Annotated in this window: 17 protein-coding genes; 9 read left to right on the top strand and 8 right to left on the bottom strand. The window is 66.8% G+C overall.

Features of this window, described 5'->3' with window-relative positions; genetic code table 11:
- The first annotated feature begins 28 nt into the window (after positions 1-28).
- Genes recQ through Q9Q95_RS13555 form a run of 5 tightly spaced genes read left to right on the top strand, consistent with a single transcriptional unit; the run spans position 29 to position 5,146 of the window.
- Positions 29-1,798, top strand: coding sequence for a DNA helicase RecQ (gene recQ, locus Q9Q95_RS13575; RefSeq protein WP_306097676.1), 1,770 nt, complete (start codon positions 29-31; stop codon positions 1,796-1,798).
- 40 nt (positions 1,799-1,838) lie between these two features.
- On the top strand, positions 1,839-2,270 hold the full coding sequence (locus tag Q9Q95_RS13570) for a TIGR01244 family sulfur transferase (RefSeq protein ID WP_306097675.1): 432 nt from the start codon (positions 1,839-1,841) through the stop codon (positions 2,268-2,270).
- Positions 2,267-2,656: a hypothetical protein gene (locus Q9Q95_RS13565; protein ID WP_306097674.1), complete on the top strand. Its 390-nt coding sequence runs from the start codon at positions 2,267-2,269 to the stop codon at positions 2,654-2,656. The genes Q9Q95_RS13570 and Q9Q95_RS13565 overlap by 4 nt, the downstream gene beginning before the upstream one ends.
- A gap of 10 nt (positions 2,657-2,666) precedes the next feature.
- Complete coding sequence (locus Q9Q95_RS13560; protein WP_306097673.1) at positions 2,667-3,629, top strand: sterol desaturase family protein; 963 nt, start codon at positions 2,667-2,669, stop codon at positions 3,627-3,629.
- Entirely contained in the window at positions 3,563-5,146 is a 1,584-nt protein-coding gene (locus tag Q9Q95_RS13555; protein ID WP_306097672.1) for a GMC family oxidoreductase, read from the top strand. The genes Q9Q95_RS13560 and Q9Q95_RS13555 overlap by 67 nt, the downstream gene beginning before the upstream one ends.
- On the opposite strand, the gene Q9Q95_RS13550 is transcribed toward Q9Q95_RS13555, so the two are convergent.
- From Q9Q95_RS13550 to Q9Q95_RS13525, 6 genes are all read right to left on the bottom strand, one after another.
- The gene (locus tag Q9Q95_RS13550; protein WP_306097671.1) at positions 5,143-5,844 is read right to left on the bottom strand and encodes a hypothetical protein; all 702 of its coding nucleotides are present in this window, start codon (positions 5,842-5,844) and stop codon (positions 5,143-5,145) included. The two genes, Q9Q95_RS13555 and Q9Q95_RS13550, sit on opposite strands and share 4 nt — an antisense overlap.
- Positions 5,845-5,986: 142 nt before the next feature.
- Positions 5,987-7,405, bottom strand: coding sequence for an ammonium transporter (locus Q9Q95_RS13545; protein ID WP_306097670.1), 1,419 nt, complete (start codon positions 7,403-7,405; stop codon positions 5,987-5,989).
- 14 nt (positions 7,406-7,419) lie between these two features.
- Positions 7,420-7,758, bottom strand: a complete 339-nt coding sequence (locus Q9Q95_RS13540; protein WP_077510834.1) for a P-II family nitrogen regulator — start codon at positions 7,756-7,758, stop codon at positions 7,420-7,422.
- Between the two features lie 165 nt (positions 7,759-7,923).
- On the bottom strand, positions 7,924-8,850 hold the full coding sequence (locus Q9Q95_RS13535; RefSeq protein WP_306097669.1) for an aldo/keto reductase: 927 nt from the start codon (positions 8,848-8,850) through the stop codon (positions 7,924-7,926).
- Positions 8,850-9,644 carry a hypothetical protein gene (locus tag Q9Q95_RS13530; protein ID WP_306097668.1) on the bottom strand — a complete coding sequence of 265 codons (795 nt, stop codon included), beginning with the start codon at positions 9,642-9,644 and terminating at the stop codon, positions 8,850-8,852. The genes Q9Q95_RS13535 and Q9Q95_RS13530 overlap by 1 nt, the downstream gene beginning before the upstream one ends.
- Before the next feature lie 58 nt (positions 9,645-9,702).
- Positions 9,703-13,386 (bottom strand): TonB-dependent receptor, encoded by a 3,684-nt coding sequence (locus Q9Q95_RS13525; protein ID WP_306097667.1) that lies wholly within the window; start codon positions 13,384-13,386, stop codon positions 9,703-9,705.
- 450 nt (positions 13,387-13,836) lie between these two features.
- On the opposite strand from Q9Q95_RS13525, the gene Q9Q95_RS13520 reads away from it, so the two are divergent.
- Entirely contained in the window at positions 13,837-16,896 is a 3,060-nt protein-coding gene (locus Q9Q95_RS13520; protein WP_306097666.1) for a sugar-binding domain-containing protein, read from the top strand.
- On the opposite strand, the gene Q9Q95_RS13515 is transcribed toward Q9Q95_RS13520, so the two are convergent.
- Positions 16,893-17,096, bottom strand: coding sequence for a DUF2007 domain-containing protein (locus tag Q9Q95_RS13515; protein WP_306097665.1), 204 nt, complete (start codon positions 17,094-17,096; stop codon positions 16,893-16,895). The genes Q9Q95_RS13520 and Q9Q95_RS13515 overlap by 4 nt on opposite strands.
- The gene (locus tag Q9Q95_RS13510) at positions 17,096-18,019 is read right to left on the bottom strand and encodes a LysR substrate-binding domain-containing protein (protein ID WP_306097664.1); all 924 of its coding nucleotides are present in this window, start codon (positions 18,017-18,019) and stop codon (positions 17,096-17,098) included. The genes Q9Q95_RS13515 and Q9Q95_RS13510 overlap by 1 nt, the downstream gene beginning before the upstream one ends.
- 90 nt (positions 18,020-18,109) lie before the next feature.
- Here Q9Q95_RS13510 and Q9Q95_RS13505 point away from each other — a divergent pair, with 90 nt between their 5' ends.
- From Q9Q95_RS13505 to Q9Q95_RS13495, 3 genes are all read left to right on the top strand, one after another.
- Entirely contained in the window at positions 18,110-19,174 is a 1,065-nt protein-coding gene (locus Q9Q95_RS13505) for a hypothetical protein (protein WP_306097663.1), read from the top strand.
- Positions 19,175-19,200: 26 nt separating this feature from the next.
- Positions 19,201-20,052 carry a hypothetical protein gene (locus Q9Q95_RS13500; RefSeq protein ID WP_306097662.1) on the top strand — a complete coding sequence of 284 codons (852 nt, stop codon included), beginning with the start codon at positions 19,201-19,203 and terminating at the stop codon, positions 20,050-20,052.
- A gap of 13 nt (positions 20,053-20,065) precedes the next feature.
- On the top strand, positions 20,066-20,327 hold a 262-nt coding region (locus Q9Q95_RS13495; protein ID WP_306097661.1), incomplete at its 3' end, for a hypothetical protein.

Genomic DNA, 20,327 nt, shown 5'->3' with positions numbered 1-20,327 from the left:
CGGCCCTCCCGGCTTCTAACCCGCGCTCGTGACCGATCCGCTCGACATTCTCCGCACCACCTTCGGCTTTCCCGATTTTCGCGGCGTCCAGCGGCAAGTGGTCGATCGCGTGCTCGCCGGGCAGAACACGCTCGCGGTGATGCCCACCGGCGCCGGCAAGTCGCTTTGCTATCAGGTGCCGAGCCTCGCGCTCGACGGCACCTGCGTCGTCGTTTCGCCCTTGATCGCGCTGATGCACGATCAGCTCCGCGCCGCCGAGGCGGTCGGCATCCGCGCCGCGACGCTGACTTCGGTCGACGACAATCGCGAGGAGACGATCGCGCGCTTCCGCGCCGGCGATCTCGACTTGCTCTACATCGCGCCCGAACGCGCGTCGGGCGAGGGCTTCCGCAACCTGCTCGGTCAGGCGAAGCTTAGCCTGTTCGCGATCGACGAGGCCCATTGCGTTTCCGAATGGGGCCATGATTTCCGCCCCGATTACCGGCTGCTCCGGCCTTTGCTCGATCGCTTCGGCCATGTCCCGCGTCTCGCGCTCACCGCCACCGCCGACGCGCATACCCGTGCCGACATTCTCGAGCAGCTGGGCATCCCGCAGGACGGCCTGATCGTCGCGGGGTTCGACCGGCCGAACATCCGCTACACGATCACGCCCAAGGAAAACACGACGCGGCAGATCGTCGATCTGATCGCCGAGCAGCCCGGGCCGGGAATCGTCTATGCCCAGACCCGCGCCGCGGTCGAGAAGCTCGCCGACAAGCTCGCCGAGACGGGTCGCAGCGTGCTGCCTTATCATGCCGGCCTCGATCCCGCGATCCGCCGCCGCAACCAGGCGGCGTTCGTGGCGTCCGAGGATATGGTCGTGGTCGCCACCGTCGCGTTCGGCATGGGGATCGACAAGCCCGACGTCCGCTTCGTCGCGCATGCCGGGCTGCCCAAATCGATCGAGGCCTATTATCAGGAGACCGGCCGCGCCGGGCGCGACGGCGATCCCGCGGTCGCGCATCTGTTCTGGGGTGCCGAGGATTTCGCCAAGGCGCGCCAGCGCATCGGCGAAGTCGAGGCCGGGCGGCAGGCGGGCGAACGTACGCGCCTTTCCGCGCTGGGCGCCCTGGTCGAGACCGGGGGATGCCGCCGCCGCATCCTGCTCAGGCATTTCGGCGAGGATGCGCCCGAGACCTGCGGCAATTGCGACAATTGCCTGAGCCCGCCCGCGGCGATCGACGCCACCGTCACCGCGCAGAAGTTCCTGTCGGCAGTGTTCCGCACCGGGATGATGTTCGGCGCCGGCTATATCGAGAGCGTGCTGCTCGGCCAGTCGAGCGAGCGCAGCCTGATGAACGGGCACGAGCAGCTCTCGGTGTTCGGCATCGTCGACGGCGAGGAAGCGGCGCTGCTCCGGCCGGTGGCACGCGCGCTGCTGCTACGCGACGCGCTGCGCACCAATGCCCATGGCGGGCTCGAATTCGGGCCCGGCGCCAAGCCGATCCTCAAGGGCGGAGCCGATCTCAAACTCGGCCTGCCGCCGAAGCGCGAGCGGCGCTCGAAGCGCGGACGCGCGGCCAGCGGCGCCAACCCGGTCGGAAACCCGCTGTTCGAGGCGCTCCGCGCCAAGCGCCGCGAGATCGCAATGGAAGCCGGGCTGCCGCCTTATGTCATCTTCCACGATTCGGTGCTGCGCGACATGGCGCTGACCCGTCCCGACACGCTGTCCCGACTCGGCGAAATCTCGGGCGTTGGCGCGCGCAAGCTCGAAGCTTATGGTGATGCCTTCCTGCAAGTGATCCGCGAAGCGGCATGATGCAAAGGCAGTTCAGGCTCGAGGATAGAGAGGGACATTCATGAATTTGCGCCGGATCGACGACAGCATCTCGGTCGCCCCCCAGATCCTGCCCGCGGAAGTTGCCAATATTGCCGCGGCGGGTTTCACTGCGATCGTCAACAATCGACCCGAAGGCGAGGAGATCGGCCAGCCGTCGGGCGCGGAAGTCCGCGCCGCCGCCGAGGCCGCGGGGCTGTCCTATGCCGAGATCCCGGTGACGCATGCCGGCTTCTCGGCGACGCAGGTCGAGGCGATGGCCAAGGCGCTCGAAGCCTCGGAGGGCCCCGTGCTGGCCTATTGCCGCTCGGGCACCCGTTCGTGCAACCTCTGGGCGCTCGCCGAGGCCAGCCGCGGCGGCGATCCCGCCGCGCTCACCGTCAAGGCGGCGGGCGCCGGCTATGACATTTCGGGAATCCGGCCGCTGCTCGACGCGCTCGCCGGACGCGCATGAACTGGGCCCAGCTCGCCGGCTCGCTCGCCGCCGTCCTCGTGCTGGCCTGGGTGGCCCGCCTGCTCAAGCTGGGCGAGAGCCGCATCGCCGACGGCGATACCGCCCGCCGCATGGCCGAAGAGGCACTCAGCGGATTCGTCGCGCGCGCCGCATTGGTCGGCACCAACGGCGCGGCGGCGCTGGTGCTCGGCAATGACGGTATCGCGCTCCTCAAACGCCACGGCGCCAAGGTCGCCGCGCGCCGGCTCGGCCGGCCGCTATGGCGTCGCCCCTCGCCCGAAGGCGTGACGATCGAGACCGGCGAGCGCATGTTCGGCCCGGTGCTGTTGTACGGGGTGCTCCCCGAAGATGTCGACAGGCTGGAAGCGCAACTGACAATCATGTAAGTACGTCGGCATGAAGCTCGCCGATCCCGTGACGCTGGCAATTCCCGCCTTCGTGCTGCTGGTACTGGCGGAGATGATCGTCGCGCGGATCAAGGATCGGACGCGCTACGAGCCGCGCGACACGCTGACTTCGCTGGCGCTCGGTACGGGCAGCACCGTCGCCGGCGTGCTGTCGGGCGGAGCGGTGTTCGCGCTGGCGACCTGGGTATCGCAATTCCGGCTCTTCGACCTGAGCTACGCCTGGTATTGGTTCGTCCTCGCCTTCGTGCTCGACGACTTTGCCTATTACCTGTTCCACCGCTCGGCGCACCGCGTCCGCTGGTTCTGGGCGAGCCACGTCATCCATCATTCGAGCCAGCATTATAATCTGTCGACCGCGCTGCGGCAGACCTGGACCGGTTTTTTCAGCCTCGCCTTCCTGTTCCGCCTGCCTTTGTTCCTGATCGGCTTCCCGCCGGCGATGGTCTTCTTCGTCGCGGGGCTCAACCTGATCTACCAGTTCTGGATCCACACCGAAGCGATCGGGCGGATGCCGCGCTGGTTCGAGGCAGTGATGAACACGCCCTCGCACCACCGCGTCCATCACGCGACCAATCCGCGTTATCTCGACCGCAATTATGCCGGGGTGTTCATCGTCTGGGACCGTTGGCTCGGCACCTTCGAGCCCGAGCGCGACGACGACAAGCCGCGCTACGGCATCGTCAAGAATCTCGGCAGCTTCAATATCGTCTGGGCGGCCACCCACGAATGGGTCGGGATCGCGAAGGACGTCTGGCAGGCGCCCGGCTGGAAAGCGCGGCTCAATTATATGATCCGGCCGCCGGGATGGAGCCATGACGGCAGCCGGGATACGTCGGAAACGATAAAGGCGCGCTGGGAAGCAGCCCGCCACGAGGGGGGACAGGCGTGGAAGAAGCCGATATCGTCGTCATCGGATGCGGATCGGGCGGGAGCGCCGTCGCAGGCCGCCTGAGCGAAGGCGGCAAATACAAGGTCGCGGTGCTCGAGGCGGGCGGGCGCAACACCAGCCTCAAGACGATCATGCCCGGCATGATGCCGTTCCAGACCGACAAGACCAACTGGCGCTTCGAAACCGTGCCGCAGCCCGGACTCGACGGCCGCCGCGGCTATCAGCCGCGCGGCAAGGGTCTCGGCGGATCGAGCGCGATCAATGCGATGCTCTACATCCGCGGCCACCGAAGCGATTACGACGAGTGGCGCGATCTCGGCTGCACCGGCTGGGGCTGGGACGACGTGCTGCCCTGGTTCCGCAAGAGCGAGCACAATGTGCGCGGCGCCGACTCCCTTCACGGTGATGACGGACCGCTCTGGGTAAGCGACCAGGATTTCGCGCATCCCGGCAGCCGCGCGTTCGTCGAGGCTGCGTCGCGGCTGCAGATCCCGGTCAACCCCGACTTCAACGGCGCGCGGCAGGACGGCGTCGGCCTTTATCAAGTGACCCAGCGGAAAGGCGAGCGCTGGACCGCGGCGCGCGCCTATCTGCCCCCCGCTGGCCGCGACAATCTCGAGATCATTTGCGATGCGCTGGTCGAGCGCATCCTGTTCACCGAGGGCAAGGCATCGGGCGTCGCCTATCGGCAGGCCGGGCAGCAGCGCGAGATCCGGGCGCGGCGCGCGGTCGTGCTCGCCGCCGGCGCCTTCCAGACGCCGCAATTGCTGATGCTGTCGGGGATCGGGCCGGGAGCGCACCTCGCCGAAATGGGGCTCGACGTGCAGGTCGATCGGGCCGCGGTCGGCGCCGACCTGCAGGATCATATCGACTATACCGCCGCGTTCGAGACCGACGGCAGCTTCTTCCTCGGCCGCTCGGGCTGGGGCACGCTCAAGTCGCTCGGCGCGATGGTCCAGTGGCTGTTCACGCGCCGCGGCGGGATGACCTCGCCCTTTGCCGAGGCGGGCGGCTTCCTCCGCACCGAGCTTGCCGGCGAACGCCCCGACGTCCAGCTCCATTTCCTGATCGCGATCGTCGAGGATCATGGTCGCACCAAGGTGAAAGGGCATGGCTATAGCTGCCACGCCTGCGTGCTCCGTCCCGAAAGCCGGGGCACCGTGCGGCTCCAGTCTGCCGACGCCGCCACCGCGCCGCTGATCGATCCCAACTTCCTGTCGGACCCACGCGATATGGCGGTGCTCAAGGCGGGGGTACGCGCAATGTATCGCATCCTCGATACCCCGCCGCTCGCCGGCTACAAGGGACGCGATCGCTATCCGGTCGACCTTGCCGACGATGCGGCGCTCGAAGCACTGATCCGCGCACGCGCCGACACCGTCTATCACCCGGTCGGCACCGCGCGGATGGGCTCCGACGCAGCCGCCGTGGTCGATCCGCGGCTCAGGGTGCGCGGCGTCGACGGGCTCCATATCGCCGATGCCTCGGTGATGCCGCGGCTGATCGGCGGCAACACCAACGCGCCGAGCATCATGATCGGCGAACGTTGCGCGGCGTTCTTGCGCGAAGACCTGGGCTAATGCATCCGATTCAGGACGAGCAGGTACCGGAAGGCCCATTCGGTGCTTTTATGGCGCTGCTCGATATATCGGAGGAATGCAGCCAGCGACAGTCCGAGCGATAGCCATACCGCATAGGATGCTTCGGGTAACAGCGGCGGCACGGCAAGCGGCAGCGTCACGACGAGCGAACGAAAGAATTTCGAATCGGCTTCATATCGCTCGACATCTGCGAGCATCGCGGGCGCCTTCAATCGCAGCACGGATTTGGCGAAGGCAAAATTGTTCATCGGCTCGTTCTTCGCGGTTTCCCCGAACAACTTCCGCTTCTCGTCGGTGACCAGCGAGAAGCACAGGTCCCGATACACGTCCGCCGCCGGTTTCCCGCGGTCGAGACCCCAGTCCTTGCGCAGCCTGCCGATCCACCATTTGCGCCGAGACCGGAGGCTGAAGCCCCGGCTGCCGAGCCATGCCCACAGCGCGCCACGGTCGTAGAGCAAGTCGAGCAGCGAGCCGGCGAGGAAGAGGAAATGGCCGGCGACATAGGATGCAAGCGCGAACGCCACCCACGCCGCGCCGGCCGGCGCCAGCAGGCTCCGTGCGGGGCCCCCGATATCGGGACCGAAGTGCAGCCACAGCGCCGCCGTGAGCAGGGCACCCGGCAGAAGGATCGAGAAGAATTCGATCACCCCGATATGGAATTCGCTCGGCTTCGGCATGGCTGCCCCCGGGTTCGTCCGGCGCGACTATAGCCCGCGGCGGCGCGCACGCAAAAAGAGGGCCGGCGGTTCGAAAACCACCGGCCCAGTCGTCCGCAGGAGGAACCTCGGTTGGGCGCCGCGCGGGCGGCGCCCGATCTCGTCAATAATTGTAGGCGCGCTCGCCATGCTCGTTGATGTCGAGCCCTTCGAGCTCGACCTCGACGCTCGGGCGAAGCCCGACCGTGTGCTTGAGCGCGAGGAACAGGACCGCCGACACGCCGCCCGAGAGCAGCAGGGTCACGCCGACCGCCTTGGCCTGGGTGAGCAATTGCGCGCCCATGTCGTACGTGCCGGCGACCGCCGGGATCACGTTGAAGTCCATGAAGCCCTGCCCGCCCAGCGAAGGCGCCACAACGATCGCGGTGCCGATCGCGCCGACGATGCCGCCGACGCAGTGGACGCCGAACACGTCGAGCGTGTCGTCGTACTTGAACTTGTTCTTCACCGTGGTGACGAAGAAGAAGCACACGCCCGAGGCCACCGCGCCGAGCACGATCGCAGTCATCGGATGCGCGAAGCCCGCGGCCGGGGTGATCGCCACCAGGCCGGCGACGACGCCCGATGCCGCGCCGAGGAGCGACGGCTTCTTGTGGATGATCTGCTCGATGATCGCCCAGGCGGCGCCCGCGGCGGCAGTAGCCACCATGGTGTTGACGAAGGCCAATGCGGCGAACTTGTTGGCTTCGAGGTTCGAGCCCGCGTTGAAGCCGAACCAGCCCACCCACAGCAAGGCCGCGCCGATCATCGTCATGGTCAGCGAGTGCGGCGGCATCGGATCGCTCTTGTAGCCGGTACGCTTGCCGATCACGAGGCAGCCGACGAGGCCGGCAATGCCCGCATTGATGTGGACGACGGTGCCACCGGCGAAATCGAGCGCGCCGAGGCCCCAGAGATAGCCATGATCGTCGGGCAGGCCCGGCTGGAAGTCCGGACCCGGCCAATACCAGACCATGTGGGCCATCGGGAAATAGACCAGCGTCAGCCACGCCACCACGAACAGGATCAGCGGGGTGAACTTGATGCGCTCGGCGAACGCACCGACGATCAGCGCCGGGGTGATCATCGCGAAGGTCATCTGGAAGACGACGAACACGGTCTCGGGCAAATAGACGCCGTTCGAGAAGGTCGCCGCAAAGGTGTTCGCGTCGACGCCCTTGAGCAGCACCTTGGAGAAGCCGCCGACGAAACTGTTGAGGCTGCCGCCATTGGTGAAGGCCATCGAATAGCCCCAGGCGCACCACACCAGGCCCGCGACGCAGACGATCGTCAGCACCTGCATCAGCACCGACAGCATGTTCTTGGTGCGGACGAGGCCGCCATAGAAGAGCGCGAGCCCGGGAACCGACATCATCAGCACGAACGCCGCCGAGACGAGCATCCAGGCGACGTCGCCCTTGTTGACCATCGTATCGTCGGGGACGACCGTCGCCACGGCAGGCGCGGCGTCCTGCGCCCAGGCGGGCAATGCCGCGAACAGGGCGAGCCCCGCCCCTGCGGCCAGTTTCATTCCTGTGTTCATCTGGACCCCCTTCATCACAGCGCCGTCTCGTCGGTCTCGCCGGTGCGGATGCGCACCGCCTGGCCGAGATCGAGGACGAAAATCTTGCCGTCGCCGATCGCGCCGGTGCTGGCCGCGGCCTGAATCGCCTCGACGGCGCGGTCGACGATGTCGGCGCCGCAGGCGATCTCGAGCTTGATCTTGGGCACCATGTTGGTGCTGTACTCGGCGCCGCGGTAGATCTCGGTCTGGCCCTTTTGCCGGCCGAACCCCTTGACCTCGGTGACGGTCATGCCGGCGATGCCCACCTGGGTGAGCGCTTCACGCACCTCGTCGAGCTTGAACGGTTTTATGATGGCGATGATGAGCTTCATGTCGCCCCCTCTTGGCGGTTAACCCGGGGAACGCCTCAGCAAGCGCCGTGCCAGCCGCCAATTCGCGCGTTTTTGCGGCGTCGCAGCACAGCTGGAGATCTTCGGAGGATAAATTTTCGTGCAGATGACAAGCGCTGCTCAATAATTGGGCAGATCAGCCTCCGATCAACACAGCCATCTGTGCCGCCCCAATGCCGCGTGGAGCGCGTCGTCGAGCGGTCCGGGCGTGAGAGCCTGCAGATTGGCCTCCAGATGCGCACGCCGGTGCATGCCCACTGCCACGGTCGACACCGCCGGATGCGACAGGCTGAAGCGCAGCGCCATATCGGTCACCGAACGATCGGGCGGCGCGACCAGAGCCTGCAGCGCGCCGACCCGCTCCATGGTCTCGCGCCGATGTGCGTCGAAGAAGTAACCGCGACGCCAGTCATCGTCGGCAAAGGCGGCAGGATCGAACGCGGGAGCGAGCGCCCCGTAATAAAGCGGGGAACGCACGACGACACCGACCCGATGCGCATCGCACAAAGGAAGCAGCCTCGCCGCTGCGGCCGGATCGAAGACATTGTACATCAGCTGCACCGCATCGATCGCGCCGCCGGCAACCACCTCCAGCGCCGCGTCCACATCATGATCGAACAGCGAAACGCCGAAACCGGCGATCTTTCCCTCGCACCGCAGCCGGTCGAGCGTCTCGAGCCAATCGCCTTCGCCCAGCCATTCGGGACACCAGGCATGCAGTTGCAGCAGCGCCAGACGCTCGACGCCGAGCTTGCCCAACAGATTCTCGACCTCGGCGCGAAGATGGTAGCCGGGATAGGCCTGCCACGCGGGCACATGCGGCGAGGGCAGGTCGAACGGCACCAGCGACGACGCACGGGCGACGACGAGCATTTCCCGGCGCCCGCCTCCCCGTGCCAGAGCGCCGCCAAGCTCCGCGGCGGCGTCGCCGGCTTCGATCGTCACCGTGTTCACGCCCCGATCGAGCGCCAGCGCGATAATATCGGCGGTCTCGTGCGGGTCCTTTCCTGCCGAGACATGGATGCTCAATTCCGAGACGCTCAGCCCCGTGCGTCCGAGGGGGCGAAACCGCATCAAGCCGTATCCGACGCCGCGGTGATCACGATCTGGAGCCCCGGGGATCGGCGGTTGTCCCAGGAGGAGCGGTGCCAGGCGCCCGGCTGCATCGGTGTCTGGACGCGGTGGATACTCGCCGCGCCGGGCGCGACTTCGCACGCGCGCCCGGGCTCGAGAAGGAAGGGGAACTGGCCCGAGACCATCGCGGCGAGCTGTGCCGGGCGGTGTGCCCAGAGCGTTTCCACCGCGGCGCCGGTGCGCAGGACCCGGGTGTCGAGGCGGCACAGCAGCGGAAATTCGCGCTGCATGAACCCGCGATAGACATCTGGATCGATAGTATCGGCCGATGTGACGCGCATCCCCGCCGGTCGTCCGAGCGGCCATAACAGGCGGAACGCGCGCGCCTCGTTCACGCGATCGACATGCCACACCGTGTCGCCGGGCGCGAAATAGCTGCGCATCGATACCGAGGCGCGCGCGCCGACCAGGGCTCCCGCAAACGCGGCAAGCGCAGCGATATCCTCGGCGAGGCGCACCCGCTCGCCGGCAAAGCTACCGGGCCCGAGCAACGGATCGCAGACCAATGCCAGCGCAGCCTCGGGATCGAGCCGATTGAAGTCGAGCTTGAACCCCGGCCGGGCCAGCAGCGCACGTACCAGCGCGCGATAAGGGAGTTCGTCCAGCGGCGGTCGCGGTATCTCGATCGCCCCGATTGCCGAACGATCGAGCAGATGCCGCGCCGCTTCCGGCCCCGCATCGAACGCGACGCGTTCAAGTCCGCGCGCCGGGCCATCTCCCGCTGTCGTCGCCATCACGAGGGTCTAGCACAAAGCGAGCCCGGAGCCGCGCCTGGCGCGGCTCCGGCCGGGATCAATTGCCGAACTGGATGCGCATGCCGCCGAGGATGCGGCGGCCGCCATAGTTCATCCGCATCACCCGCGGCGTGCCGTCGCCGAAGGGCACATAATCGCCGGTCGACACGGTCTGCACCTGACGCGTCATGTTGCGGCCTTCGACATAGACCTGGAAGTTGCGGTTGATGTTGTACGAGATCTTGGCGTCGATGAAGGTCGTCCCGTCGTTGAACCGCGGCACGCCGGGATTATAGCCCGGCGCGACGAGACGGACGTTGGTCCATTGCTCGCCCGGATAATTGATGTCGTTGGTGTTGCCGCCGCACGGCGTGATGCACGAGAAGCGGGCGCTGCGCTTCTGATAGGCGACGCGCATGTTGAGCTTGCCGTCGTCATACCAGAGCGAGGCGTTGGTGTAATATTTGGACTCGTCCGGCGGCAGCATCACATCCCCGGTCAGCGGATCCTGCTGGCCGGATGTCACCGCAGAAGTGAGGATCGAGAAATTGGCGTCGGCGCCGGTATATTTCAGGAACCAGGGCAGGAAGGTGAATGCGGTCTTGGCCGAGAACTCCCAGATATCGCGCTTGTAGCCGGGGCCGTTCGCCCAGGTCGGCACCTGGAACTCGATATCGGAGAGCGGCGTGCCGGTGATCGGATCGAGCTGATCGCTGTCGGCGAAGGGCCGCTCGAGCACAGTCACCTGGATCGGATTGCCGACCTTGACGTCGAGCTTGCCATAGGTCGCCGAGAACATCGTGTCGGCATTCGGATACCATTCGAGGCTGGCATTGTAGCTCCACGCCTTGAACGGCGAGAGCGCCGGATTGCCGACGCGCCCGCTGCAGCCATAATCGTCGTCGTCCGCGGTGAGATCGACACGCTGGTCGATGATGCAGGTGCCGCCGGGGATCAGATTGTTGATGTTCGGCGCGGCCACCGTCTTGCCGCCGTAGAGGCGCAGGACGAGCTTCTCGTCGAATGCCCACAGGTTGAGGTTGACGCTGGGCAGCCAGTCGGTCGTGCTGCTCTTGAAGTCGATGTTCTGGCTGTAGGTATAGGTGGCGATGCCGCCGGCATTGTTGGGATCGGCGGGATTGAAGGTGCCGGTCGTCCGGATCGTCGAGATCGTCTGCAGGCCGGTCGATTTGACGCTTCTGAAAACGCCGCGCAGGCCGACATTGCCGTTGAACAGCAGGCCGAGCGGCAGACGCTGCTCGAACTCGAACATACCGTAGATGTTCTTGATCGTCTCGTTCGCACGGGTGACGGGCTGGTCGTGCATCTCCCCGTCGCTGCCCATGCACTGCTTCATGCAATCGAAGTTCATGAAGTCCGACGCGCCGAGCGCAGCGAACAGTTCGTCGGTGCGGATGCCTTGCCATGCCGGCGGCAAATTGCCCCGGTTCGGCACGTCGCCGAAATAGGCCGAATCGCTCTTCTCGAGCGTTCGCGTGAACAGGTCGAGCAGTTCCTGCCGGGTCAGCGTGTCGACGCCCGAACGGATATTCGAAGGATTGGTGCTGGGGACGAAACCATAGTTGCACGAGAGCCCGCCCGCCGCCGCCGATCCCGCGGTGGGTTCGCACGCGCGCAGCGTGCCGCGAACCTGCGCGATCGGCACGACGACCGCGGGAACATAGCCCGGCTGGCCGAAGACCCCGACCTGCGGCCTGGCGACATAGCCGCCGGCGCCCCAGCGCTTGATGTCGTTGTCGCGATACATCGCGCCGACCTTGAAGCGGGTGATGAACGGCAGCGCGTCCCTGGTGTCATAGGTCAGGTCGAGCTTGGCGATCTTCTCGGTCGATTCGCCGATGCGCGGCGAATATTGGATGGCGTAGCTGGGCGTGGTCAGCGGCATCTGCGACACGAGATAGGCCGGCGTCGCCGGCCCGTTGGGGCCCGCGGCCACCGCGTTCTGGCCGGTGCAGGTCGCGGGATTGCTCCCGCCCGAGACGCAGGTTGCCGGCCGCAGCTGGACGAAGTTCGCCGGGTTGGTCTCGTCATAGTCGCTCGGCAAGTCGATGTCCCACAGCCCGTTGGGCTGGAGCGTCAGCGTCGCATCGCCATAGGCGTAGGAACGCGAGGTCCGCATGTCGCCGCGCGTCGTCTCCGCCGTGGTCAGCCCGGCCATCGCCTCGACCAGCAGGCGCTCGCCGCGATATTCGGCACCGACCTGCGCATATTTGGTCTTGGTGTCGATGCGGTTCTCGATCTGGTCGATGCTCACCGAATTGTTGGTCAACGTCATCCCGGTGACGTTGTGCGCATCGTCGACCACGACGCTGCCCGGGATCACGTTTAGGACGTTGCCCAGCACGGCATTGTTGCCGACATTGTTGATGCCGTAGCTGGGGTCGAACAGATAATAGCCCGCCGGGGCGTTCGGCGAGACGGTGCGCGACCGCGGATTGGTGTTCGCGGTGGGGATGTCGAAGGTGCCGTTGACGTTCTGGTTGAACAGGGTCACCGGATTGCGGCTGCGATTCTGGTCGTGCACCTTGCGGTTGGCGATCGTGCCCTTGGCGAAGACCGTGAACTGGTCGCTGAAGCGATAATCGAGCCGCCCGTCGAACGAATAGCGCTCGTCGGTCTGGGTGTTCATGAAGTTGCGGATCAGCGACGGCGTATAGTCGTTCCACTGGTTGAGGCAGGTCTGCTGCTCGAGGATGCGCTGCGACTTCGCGTTGGCCGCGGCGCCGACCGGCAGATGCGGAAAGAGCTGGAGACACTGCGCCTTGCTGGTGGCGCCGGCCGAGAGCGTGATCAGCTCGCGCGGCGTGAGCCTCGAGCCGTCGGGCGCGGTGCTGTTGGCGAACTCGACGTCGGCAGCGTCGGTGCCGACCGTCGCGGGGTTGAAGGCGAAGGTCTTCTCGGCCGACTGGTCGAAGTCGAACAGGCGCGCATAGCCGCGATTGTTGCTGGTGGTCGTCTCGAAGCCATGGCCGTTATTCTGGATCTTGGAATAATTGCCGCTGACGATCACCCCGAGCCGGTCGCCGAAGAACTTGCTGGCGGCGACGCCGTTGAAATCGGGAGTCCAGTCGCGGCCCAGCGAATTCTGCTGCGCGCCCGCCCGCAGCGAGAAATAAGGCTTGGCGAAATCGAGCCCGGTGCGCGTCTTGATCTGGACGCTGCCGCCCAGCGAGCCCTCGGTCATGTCGGCGGTCGAGCCCTTGACCACGTCGACGCTCTTGATCATCTCGGCGGGCAGCTCGCGCAGATCGGCGCCGCGGCTGCTGCCGCCGTCGATCGCCAGCGAATTGGTCGCCTGGACGCCGATCCCGTCCAGCTCGACGCGAGTCAGATCGGGACCGTTGCCGCGCACCGCGACGCTGTCGCCCTCGCCAAACTCGTTGCGGCTCAGCGCGACGCCCGGAATGCGCGAGATCGCTTCGTTGACGTTTCGATCGGGGAAGGAGCCGATATCGTCGGCGACGATCGAGTCGGTCGCGGTCCGCGCATTCTTCTTGCGCCCGATCGCCGATTGCTGGCTGGCGCGCGAACCGACGACGATGATCGCGTCTGACTGGTCGTCGTCGCCGACGCCCGCAGCCTGCTGACCGTCGGATGCAGCCTGCGCATTTTCGGGTGCCGTCTGCGCCATTGCCTCGCCGCCACAGGCGAGCAGCAGCCCCAATACCATCCACGAGGCGGTGGCCCCGATCCGGACGCGCGACGTCGAGCGATTATGCATGATTTTCCCCTCTCCCAACCGTGTTCGTGCACGCACTCGTCCGGGGCGGGTCCAGGTTTTCCTGTCTTCTCCCGCCACGGACACTCTGACGTGAGAGTGGGGCGTTTCCCCAATTCTCTCACAATATGAGACGTATATTCAGCTTTTAGAATTATCAGCTTTTTTGAGCGGCGCAACCCATTTGTCAGACCAAGGGTAATCGAGAAGAATCAGCGGTACCCCCCGCTGCACCGCAGCAAAAAATGGCAGTGCGGGAGCCAGTCACTGCGCGCAGTATCGATGCCAAACTCGGAATCAGGACTGTTACGGCGCGCGGTGGTAAGGCCAATATAAAGAATGCTTGGGAATGGCTTGACCATTATAGTCCATATGTCATAGGCATATATCAAAATGTGGAACATGTCGTGAAAGACCCGATGTGAGAACTCGCCCCGATATTGGGAGGTTTGGTTGAGAGAAGGTCTGATCCGGCTCGCTGCCGCGCTGGTCGCAGGAATGGCCAGCCCCGCCATCGCGCAGGACGCATCCACTGCGGTCGCTTCCCCGCGCACTACCTGGAACCTCAACCCGGGCTGGCGCATGGCGACCGGCGAGCAGGCGGGCGCGGCACAGCAAGACTTTGACGATCGCGGATGGCGCGACGTGACGCTGCCGCACGCCTTCAACGAGAAGGAAGCGTTCGCGCGCGACATCAAGAAGCTGTCGACGGGCATCATCTGGTACCGCAAGCGCATCGTCTTGCCGGCCCGGCCCGAGGGCGGACGCGCATTTCTCGAGTTCGAAGGCGTGCGGCAGGCGGCTGAAATATGGGTCAACGGGCGATCGGTGGCCTTGTCCGAGAACGGCGTGAGCGCGTTCGGCGCGGACATCAGCGCGGTGCTGGAGCCCGGCGAGAACCTGATCGCGGTGCGCGTCGACAATGACTGGAAGTATAAGGAGCGCGCGAGCGGCAGCGGCTTCCAGTGGAACAATGACAATTTCAACGTCAATTACGGCGGCATCACGCGCAACGTGCGGCTGCACCTGACCGGGCCTGTCCATCAGACCCTGCCGCTCCAGCCCGGGTTGGGGACCAGCGGCCAATATGTCTGGGCCGACCGATTCGATCTCGCACGCCGCGCCGCGACCATCCATGCCCAGACCGAGATCCGCAACGACGGCGCCGCACCGCGCGAGATCGGCTATCGCGTCGAGATCCGCGACCGCGACGGCCGCGTCGTACGCCGGCTCGACGGCGGCAGCACGACGCTGGCGCCGGGCGAAACGCGGCTGCTCACCGCCGCGGGCACCACGCAGGGGCTCCATTTCTGGAGCTGGGGCTATGGCTATCTCTATACCGTCACCACGATCCTGACCGAGAAGGGCAAGGTGATCGACAGCGTCGATACCCGCACCGGCTTTCGCCAGACCGGATTCGCCGACGGCATGGTGACGCTCAACGGCCGCGTGATCCAGATGCACGGCTATGCCCAGCGCACCTCGAACGAATGGCCGGCGGTCGGGGTGTCGATCCCGCCCTGGCTCAGCGACTTCTCGAACGCGCTGATGGTCGAAAGCGGGGGCAACCTCGTGCGCTGGATGCACATCGCCCCTTCGAAGCAGGACGTCGCATCGGCCGACCGGGTCGGCCTGCTCCAGGCGATGCCCGCCGGCGACGCCGAGAGCGACGTGACCGGTCGCCGCTGGGAGCAGCGCAAGGAGGCGATGCAGGCGGCGATCGTCTACAACCGCAACAACCCGTCGATCCTGTTCTACGAGGGCGGCAACGAGAATATCAGCGAAGCGCACATGGCCGAGTTGAAGGCGATCCGCGACCGCTTCGATCCGCATGGCGGCCGCGCGATCGGATCGCGCGAGATGCTCGACAGCAAGACCGCCGAATATGGCGGCGAGATGCTCTACATCAACAAGAGTGCCGGCAAGCCGGTCTGGGCAATGGAATATTCGCGCGACGAGGGCGCGCGGCTCTATCAGGATGCGCTGACTCCGCCCTTCCACGCGGATTCGCCCGATTACAACCGCAACCAGGACAGCCACGCGATCGAGGACGTCCGGCGCTGGTGGGACTATTATCGGGTGCGGCCGGGCACCGGAAAGCGGGTGAGCGCAGGCGGGGTCAACATCGTCTTCTCGGATTCGAACACCCATTATCGCGGCGACAATAATTATCGCCGCTCGGGCGAAGTCGACGCGGTGCGGCTGCCGAAAGAGGGGTATTTCGCGCACAAGGTGATGTGGAGCGACTGGGTCGACAGCGTCACCCCGGCAACGCACATCATCGGGCATTGGAACTATGCGCCGGGCACGCGCAAGGACGTGACCGTGGTCTCGAACGGCGCGAGCGTCGAACTGTTCGTCAATGGCCGCTCGCTCGGCAAGGGCGCGCGGAGCAGCGGCTTCCTGTTCGCCTGGAAGCAAGTGGCCTGGGCGCCGGGGACGCTTCGGGCGGTGACGACGCATGCAGACGGGCGGACCTCCGAACATCGCCTCGAGACCGTCGGCGCCCCGGTCGCGCTGCGATTGACGCCCCATGTCTCGCCGCGCGGCTTCGTGACGGACGGCGCCGATATCGCGCTGGTCGATGTCGAGGTGGTCGACGCGAAGGGGCGGCGGGTGCCGACCGCCAATGACGAGGTGCAGTTCACGCTCGACGGGCCGGCCGAATGGCGCGGCGGCATCGCGCAAGGCGACTCGTCGGGCCGCCAGCGGTCGGACGTCGCCACCGGGCCCGCCGAGCCGGTCAAACCCGCCGGCGCCGATCAGACCACGCATTATGCCGGCACCGCGCGCGAAGAGGACAATTATATCCTCTCGCAAACCTTGCCGGTCGAAGCCGGCGTGAACCGCGTGCTGCTCCGCGCCGGGACGCAAAGCGGGACCGTGCGGGTCACCGCGCGCGCGGCGGGTCTCAAAGGCGCGACGCTGACCATTCCCACGGTTCGCGTGAAGCCGCCGGCCGGCGGGCTCTCGCCCGATTTCCCCGAAGATCACCAGCCCGGATTGCTCGCCCGCGGACCCACGCCGGCGGGTGCTTCGTTCAGGCCGAGCCGTTCGACCGCGGTTCCGGCGTCGATCGCCGCGGGCTCGAACCAGCGCGAAGCGGCGAACAGCACCGACGACAACGAGCTGTCGCGCTGGACCAGCGACGGCCGCCCCGAAACCGCGTGGATCGAATATCGCTTCGCCGCGCCCGCTACGCTCAGCGAGATCGACCTCAAGCTCGTCGGCTGGCGCTCGCGCAGCTCTCGGCTGCGGATCACGCTCGACGGCAAGCCGATCTGGGAGGGTGAAACCGAACGGCAGCTGGGGTACGCCAACCTCCGCTTCGCCCCTGTGACGGGCGCCGTGCTACGGATCACCCAGATCGGCCCGGTCGAGGACCGCGACGCCTTCGGCAAGGTTGTCGAGCTCGATACCTCGCGGAAAGCGGGCGATACCGGCGCAGACGCGGTCCCGCCGGGCTGGCGGCTCGGCATCGTCGAGGCCGATTTCCACGGCCCGGCGCGTTAGCCCGAGGCTTCGAGCGCGGCGCGCGCCGTCTCGACATCCTCGTCGTCGACCATCACGCGGACGGGGATGAGCAGCCAGCTGCCGTCGGCGATGCTCGTCCCCGCATCGAAGACGAAGCTCATGATCCCTTCGGTCTCGAGGCGGGTCTGGACGATATAGGCCTCCTGCCGATCGAAGCGCCCGAGTTCCACCAGCGCCATCACCCACCTCCCTCGATAAAGCGCGCAGCCGCCGCGCGCGCCGCGGCAGCTTCGGCGCAGAGCCAGTCGCGGAACAGCCCGATCTTGCGGCTCTGTCGGCGCGCGACGGGGTAAGCGAGCCAGAAGGAGCGGCCCGCAGGCACTACCCGATCGTGCGCCGGCACCAGCCGGCCGGCATCGATCTCGCCGCCGAACAGGATCGGCGAGGCGATGACGACGCCATGCCCGGCGAGTGCCGCCGCGACGTCGAGATATTCGGTGGCGAGGCTGGTGCCGAAGCGCGTGGGCGGCGGGCCCTCTTGCTGGCCGAGCGCGCGGTACCAGAGCGCCCACCAGTCCGGCCGGCCGAGCAGAGGCACTGCGAGCGGCGTCCGCGGATCCTCGATCCCCGCAGTCGCCGACTTCAACTCGGGCACGCACAGAGGCATGAAGACGCTGGGGAACAATTCGATCGTGCGCAGCCCCGGCCAGCCGCCATCGCCGTTGCGGATCGCGAGGTCGAAGCGCCCCTCGGTGAGATCCTCGGCGGCATCCGAGACATCGAGCTGAACCTGGATGTCGGGATGCAGCGCCCGAAAGCGACCGAGCCGCGGCGCCAGCCAGCTCGTCCCGAAGGTCGGCAAGGCCGTCAGCGACAGCCGGTTCGCGTCGATCTCGACCGCGCGCGCAAAGCTGGCGCGAAGTCCCGCGAATGCCTTTTCCGCCTCGGCGGCGATCAGCGCGCCCGCCTCGCTCAATTCGACGCGGTGCGGGTGGCGCCGGAACAAGGTGACGCCCAATTGCGCCTCGAGCTGGCGGACATGGTAGCTGACCGACGCCGAGGAGGTGCCGAGCTCGGTGCCCGCCCGGGTGAAGCTGCCGTGCCGCGCCGCGGCCTCGAAGGCGCGAATGGCGGCGAGCGACGGAAGCGGCCGGTCGAGCATAAATATGACTTAGCCTCCTGCCCCAAGCTTCGCATAGCCAAAACCATCCGCACGCGATTTTCTGCAGCTACCAACGTGGCGAGGTGGCGGATGAAAATGCTGGTTACGCGGCGGCGGCTGATCGCCGGGATGACGACGGGCGCGCTCCTGCCGGCGCCCGCTCTCGCGCGGTCGCCGGCAAGCGATCCCGCCGCCCGCGCGCGCGACTGGGACTGGCTGGTCGGCAATTGGGACGTCTGGCACCGCCGCCTCAAGGAGCGGCTGGCGAACAATCACGACTGGCAGGAATTCGGCGGCAAGAGCGCGTTGTGGCTTGCGCTCGATGGGCTCGCCACGATCGACGACAATGGGGTCGACATCCCGAGCGGCACCTATCGCGGGCTCACCGTCCGCGCGTGGGACCCGAAAAGCGACCGCTGGGCGATCTGGTGGGTCGACGGCCGCAACCCGACCCGGATCGATCCGCCGGTGCGCGGCGGCTTTGCCGGCGATGCCGGGGTCTTTGCCGGGCCCGATATCTTCAAGGGCACGCCGGTCACCGTGCGCTTCCGCTGGCTCGACGTTCGCAGCGCGCGGCCCCATTGGGAACAGGCGATGTCGATCGACGGCGGCAAGACCTGGGAGATCAACTGGGAGAATTTCTTCACCCGCACCGCCCCGGTGGCGACACCGCTTCCGTTCGTCGCGGACCACCCGCGCGACTTCGATTTCCTCCATGGCAGCTGGTCGGTCCGGCATCGCCGGCTTCGGCAGCGGCTCGCCGGCAGCAGCGAGTGGGAGCGTTTCACCGGAACCTTCGTCAACCGTCCGGTGCTCGGCGGCCATGGCAATATCGGCGACAATCGCTTCGAGCGCAGCGGCGGGCCGCATAAAGGGATCGGGCTGCGCACCTTCGATCCGGCGCGCGGCGAATGGCTGAGCTGGTGGCTCGACGGCCGCGACCCGACCGGTTTCGCGGCCCCGGTGCGCGGCCGCTTCACCGGTGGCATCGGCACGTTCGAAGGCGACGATCTGCTCGGCACCCGGCCGGTCAGGACGCGTACGCGCTGGTCGGCGATCACCCCGCGCAGCGCGCGCTGGGAGCAGGCGATGTCGGGCGATGGCGGCGCCAGTTGGGAGACCAACTGGATCAGCGACTTCGTCCGCCGGTCATGATCGGTCCTCGCGCGTTCGGATGGCTGATGGCGCTGGGCCTGAGCGGCGCGTCGCCGCGACTCGAAATCGTCGGTGCAGCCGAGCCGTTCGCGCCGGGGATCGCGTCGACCCGCCACGCCGAAATCCGGCTGACGCTCAGCCCCGACGGCGACACCGCCTTGTGGTTCAGCCGCGATCGGCCGGGCGGCCCCGGCGGCTATGATATCTGGATCTCACGTCGCTCGGCCGCCGGATGGGGCCTCGCCAGGCCGGTTTCGTTCAACAGCCCCGGCCGCGACTTCGATCCCGCCTTTTCGGCCGACGGGCGGTTCGTCTATTTCTGCTCGGATCGCGCGGGCGGATCGGGCGGCGACGACCTGTATCGCGTAAAGGTCACCGCAGGCGGCTTCGGCCCGGCCGCCAATCTCGGGCCCGCAATCAACAGCGCCGGCAGCGAGTTCGCGCCGATGCTGTCGCCCGACGGACGGACATTGCTCTTCTCGAGCGACCGGAGCGGCCGCGCGGGCGGGCATGACCTGTACACCGCCCGCCGCAACCAGGGCGGTTTCGCCGCGGCCAGGCGGTTGCCCGGCGCCGTCAACACCGCAGCGAACGAGTTCGACGCCACGTTCCTGCGCGATGGCGCGACGATCCTGTTTGCCCGCGCGATGGACTTCCGCAAAGATCGGGTCGAACTGTTCCATGCCGCGCCGGGCGTCCACGGCTATGACATCGGGGTCCGGCTGCCGGCATCGGTCAACAACGGCGAGGACAATTATGGCGCGATGCTCGATTGGTCGGACCGCGACCGGCTGACCTTTTCCGGGCGACGCGGGAAAGAGGGCGGGATGGATCTCTATCGCATTCGCTATCGGATCATGTCTGCAGCGGGGGAATGACATGGGAAGCGTGGTGACCGGCTTGCTGTGGTTCGGCGCGATCGGCTGCGGGCTGATTGCGGGGCTCTATTTCGCTTTCTCGACCTTCATCCTGCAGGCATTCGACCGGTTGGGCCCGGGTCCGGCGGCGCAGGCGATGAATGCGATCAACGTCCAGATCGTGCAATCCTGGTTCATGCCCTTGTTTCTCGGCACGACTCTCGCCGGCCTCGCCCTCGCAGTGATCGGCGTGCTCACATGGGGCGAGACCGGCGCGACGGCGATGCTCGCCGGCG

This window comes from Sphingomonas sp. DG1-23 (assembly GCF_030730875.1).
GTDB lineage: Bacteria > Pseudomonadota > Alphaproteobacteria > Sphingomonadales > Sphingomonadaceae > Sphingomonas.
The sequence above is the reverse complement of the archived record's forward strand: the minus strand, read 5'-3'. Positions and strand labels throughout refer to the sequence as shown.

What these genes read in the sequence shown, in the direction of transcription:
- Q9Q95_RS13530 (WP_306097668.1), bottom strand. Translation starts at nt 9,644, where the DNA reads ATGGCGACGACAGCGGGAGATGGCCCGGCGCGCGGACTTGAACGCGTC.
- Q9Q95_RS13515 (WP_306097665.1), bottom strand. Translation starts at nt 17,096, where the DNA reads ATGGCGCTGGTGGAACTCGGGCGCTTCGATCGGCAGGAGGCCTATATC.
- Q9Q95_RS13510 (WP_306097664.1), bottom strand. Translation starts at nt 18,019, where the DNA reads ATGCTCGACCGGCCGCTTCCGTCGCTCGCCGCCATTCGCGCCTTCGAG.
- Q9Q95_RS13525 (WP_306097667.1), bottom strand. Translation starts at nt 13,386, where the DNA reads ATGCATAATCGCTCGACGTCGCGCGTCCGGATCGGGGCCACCGCCTCG.
- Q9Q95_RS13545 (WP_306097670.1), bottom strand. Translation starts at nt 7,405, where the DNA reads ATGAACACAGGAATGAAACTGGCCGCAGGGGCGGGGCTCGCCCTGTTC.
- Q9Q95_RS13540 (WP_077510834.1), bottom strand. Translation starts at nt 7,758, where the DNA reads ATGAAGCTCATCATCGCCATCATAAAACCGTTCAAGCTCGACGAGGTG.
- Q9Q95_RS13550 (WP_306097671.1), bottom strand. Translation starts at nt 5,844, where the DNA reads ATGCCGAAGCCGAGCGAATTCCATATCGGGGTGATCGAATTCTTCTCG.
- Q9Q95_RS13500 (WP_306097662.1), top strand. Translation starts at nt 19,201, where the DNA reads ATGGCGCTGGGCCTGAGCGGCGCGTCGCCGCGACTCGAAATCGTCGGT.
- Q9Q95_RS13570 (WP_306097675.1), top strand. Translation starts at nt 1,839, where the DNA reads ATGAATTTGCGCCGGATCGACGACAGCATCTCGGTCGCCCCCCAGATC.
- Q9Q95_RS13505 (WP_306097663.1), top strand. Translation starts at nt 18,110, where the DNA reads ATGAAAATGCTGGTTACGCGGCGGCGGCTGATCGCCGGGATGACGACG.
- Q9Q95_RS13560 (WP_306097673.1), top strand. Translation starts at nt 2,667, where the DNA reads ATGAAGCTCGCCGATCCCGTGACGCTGGCAATTCCCGCCTTCGTGCTG.
- Q9Q95_RS13535 (WP_306097669.1), bottom strand. Translation starts at nt 8,850, where the DNA reads ATGCGGTTTCGCCCCCTCGGACGCACGGGGCTGAGCGTCTCGGAATTG.
- Q9Q95_RS13565 (WP_306097674.1), top strand. Translation starts at nt 2,267, where the DNA reads ATGAACTGGGCCCAGCTCGCCGGCTCGCTCGCCGCCGTCCTCGTGCTG.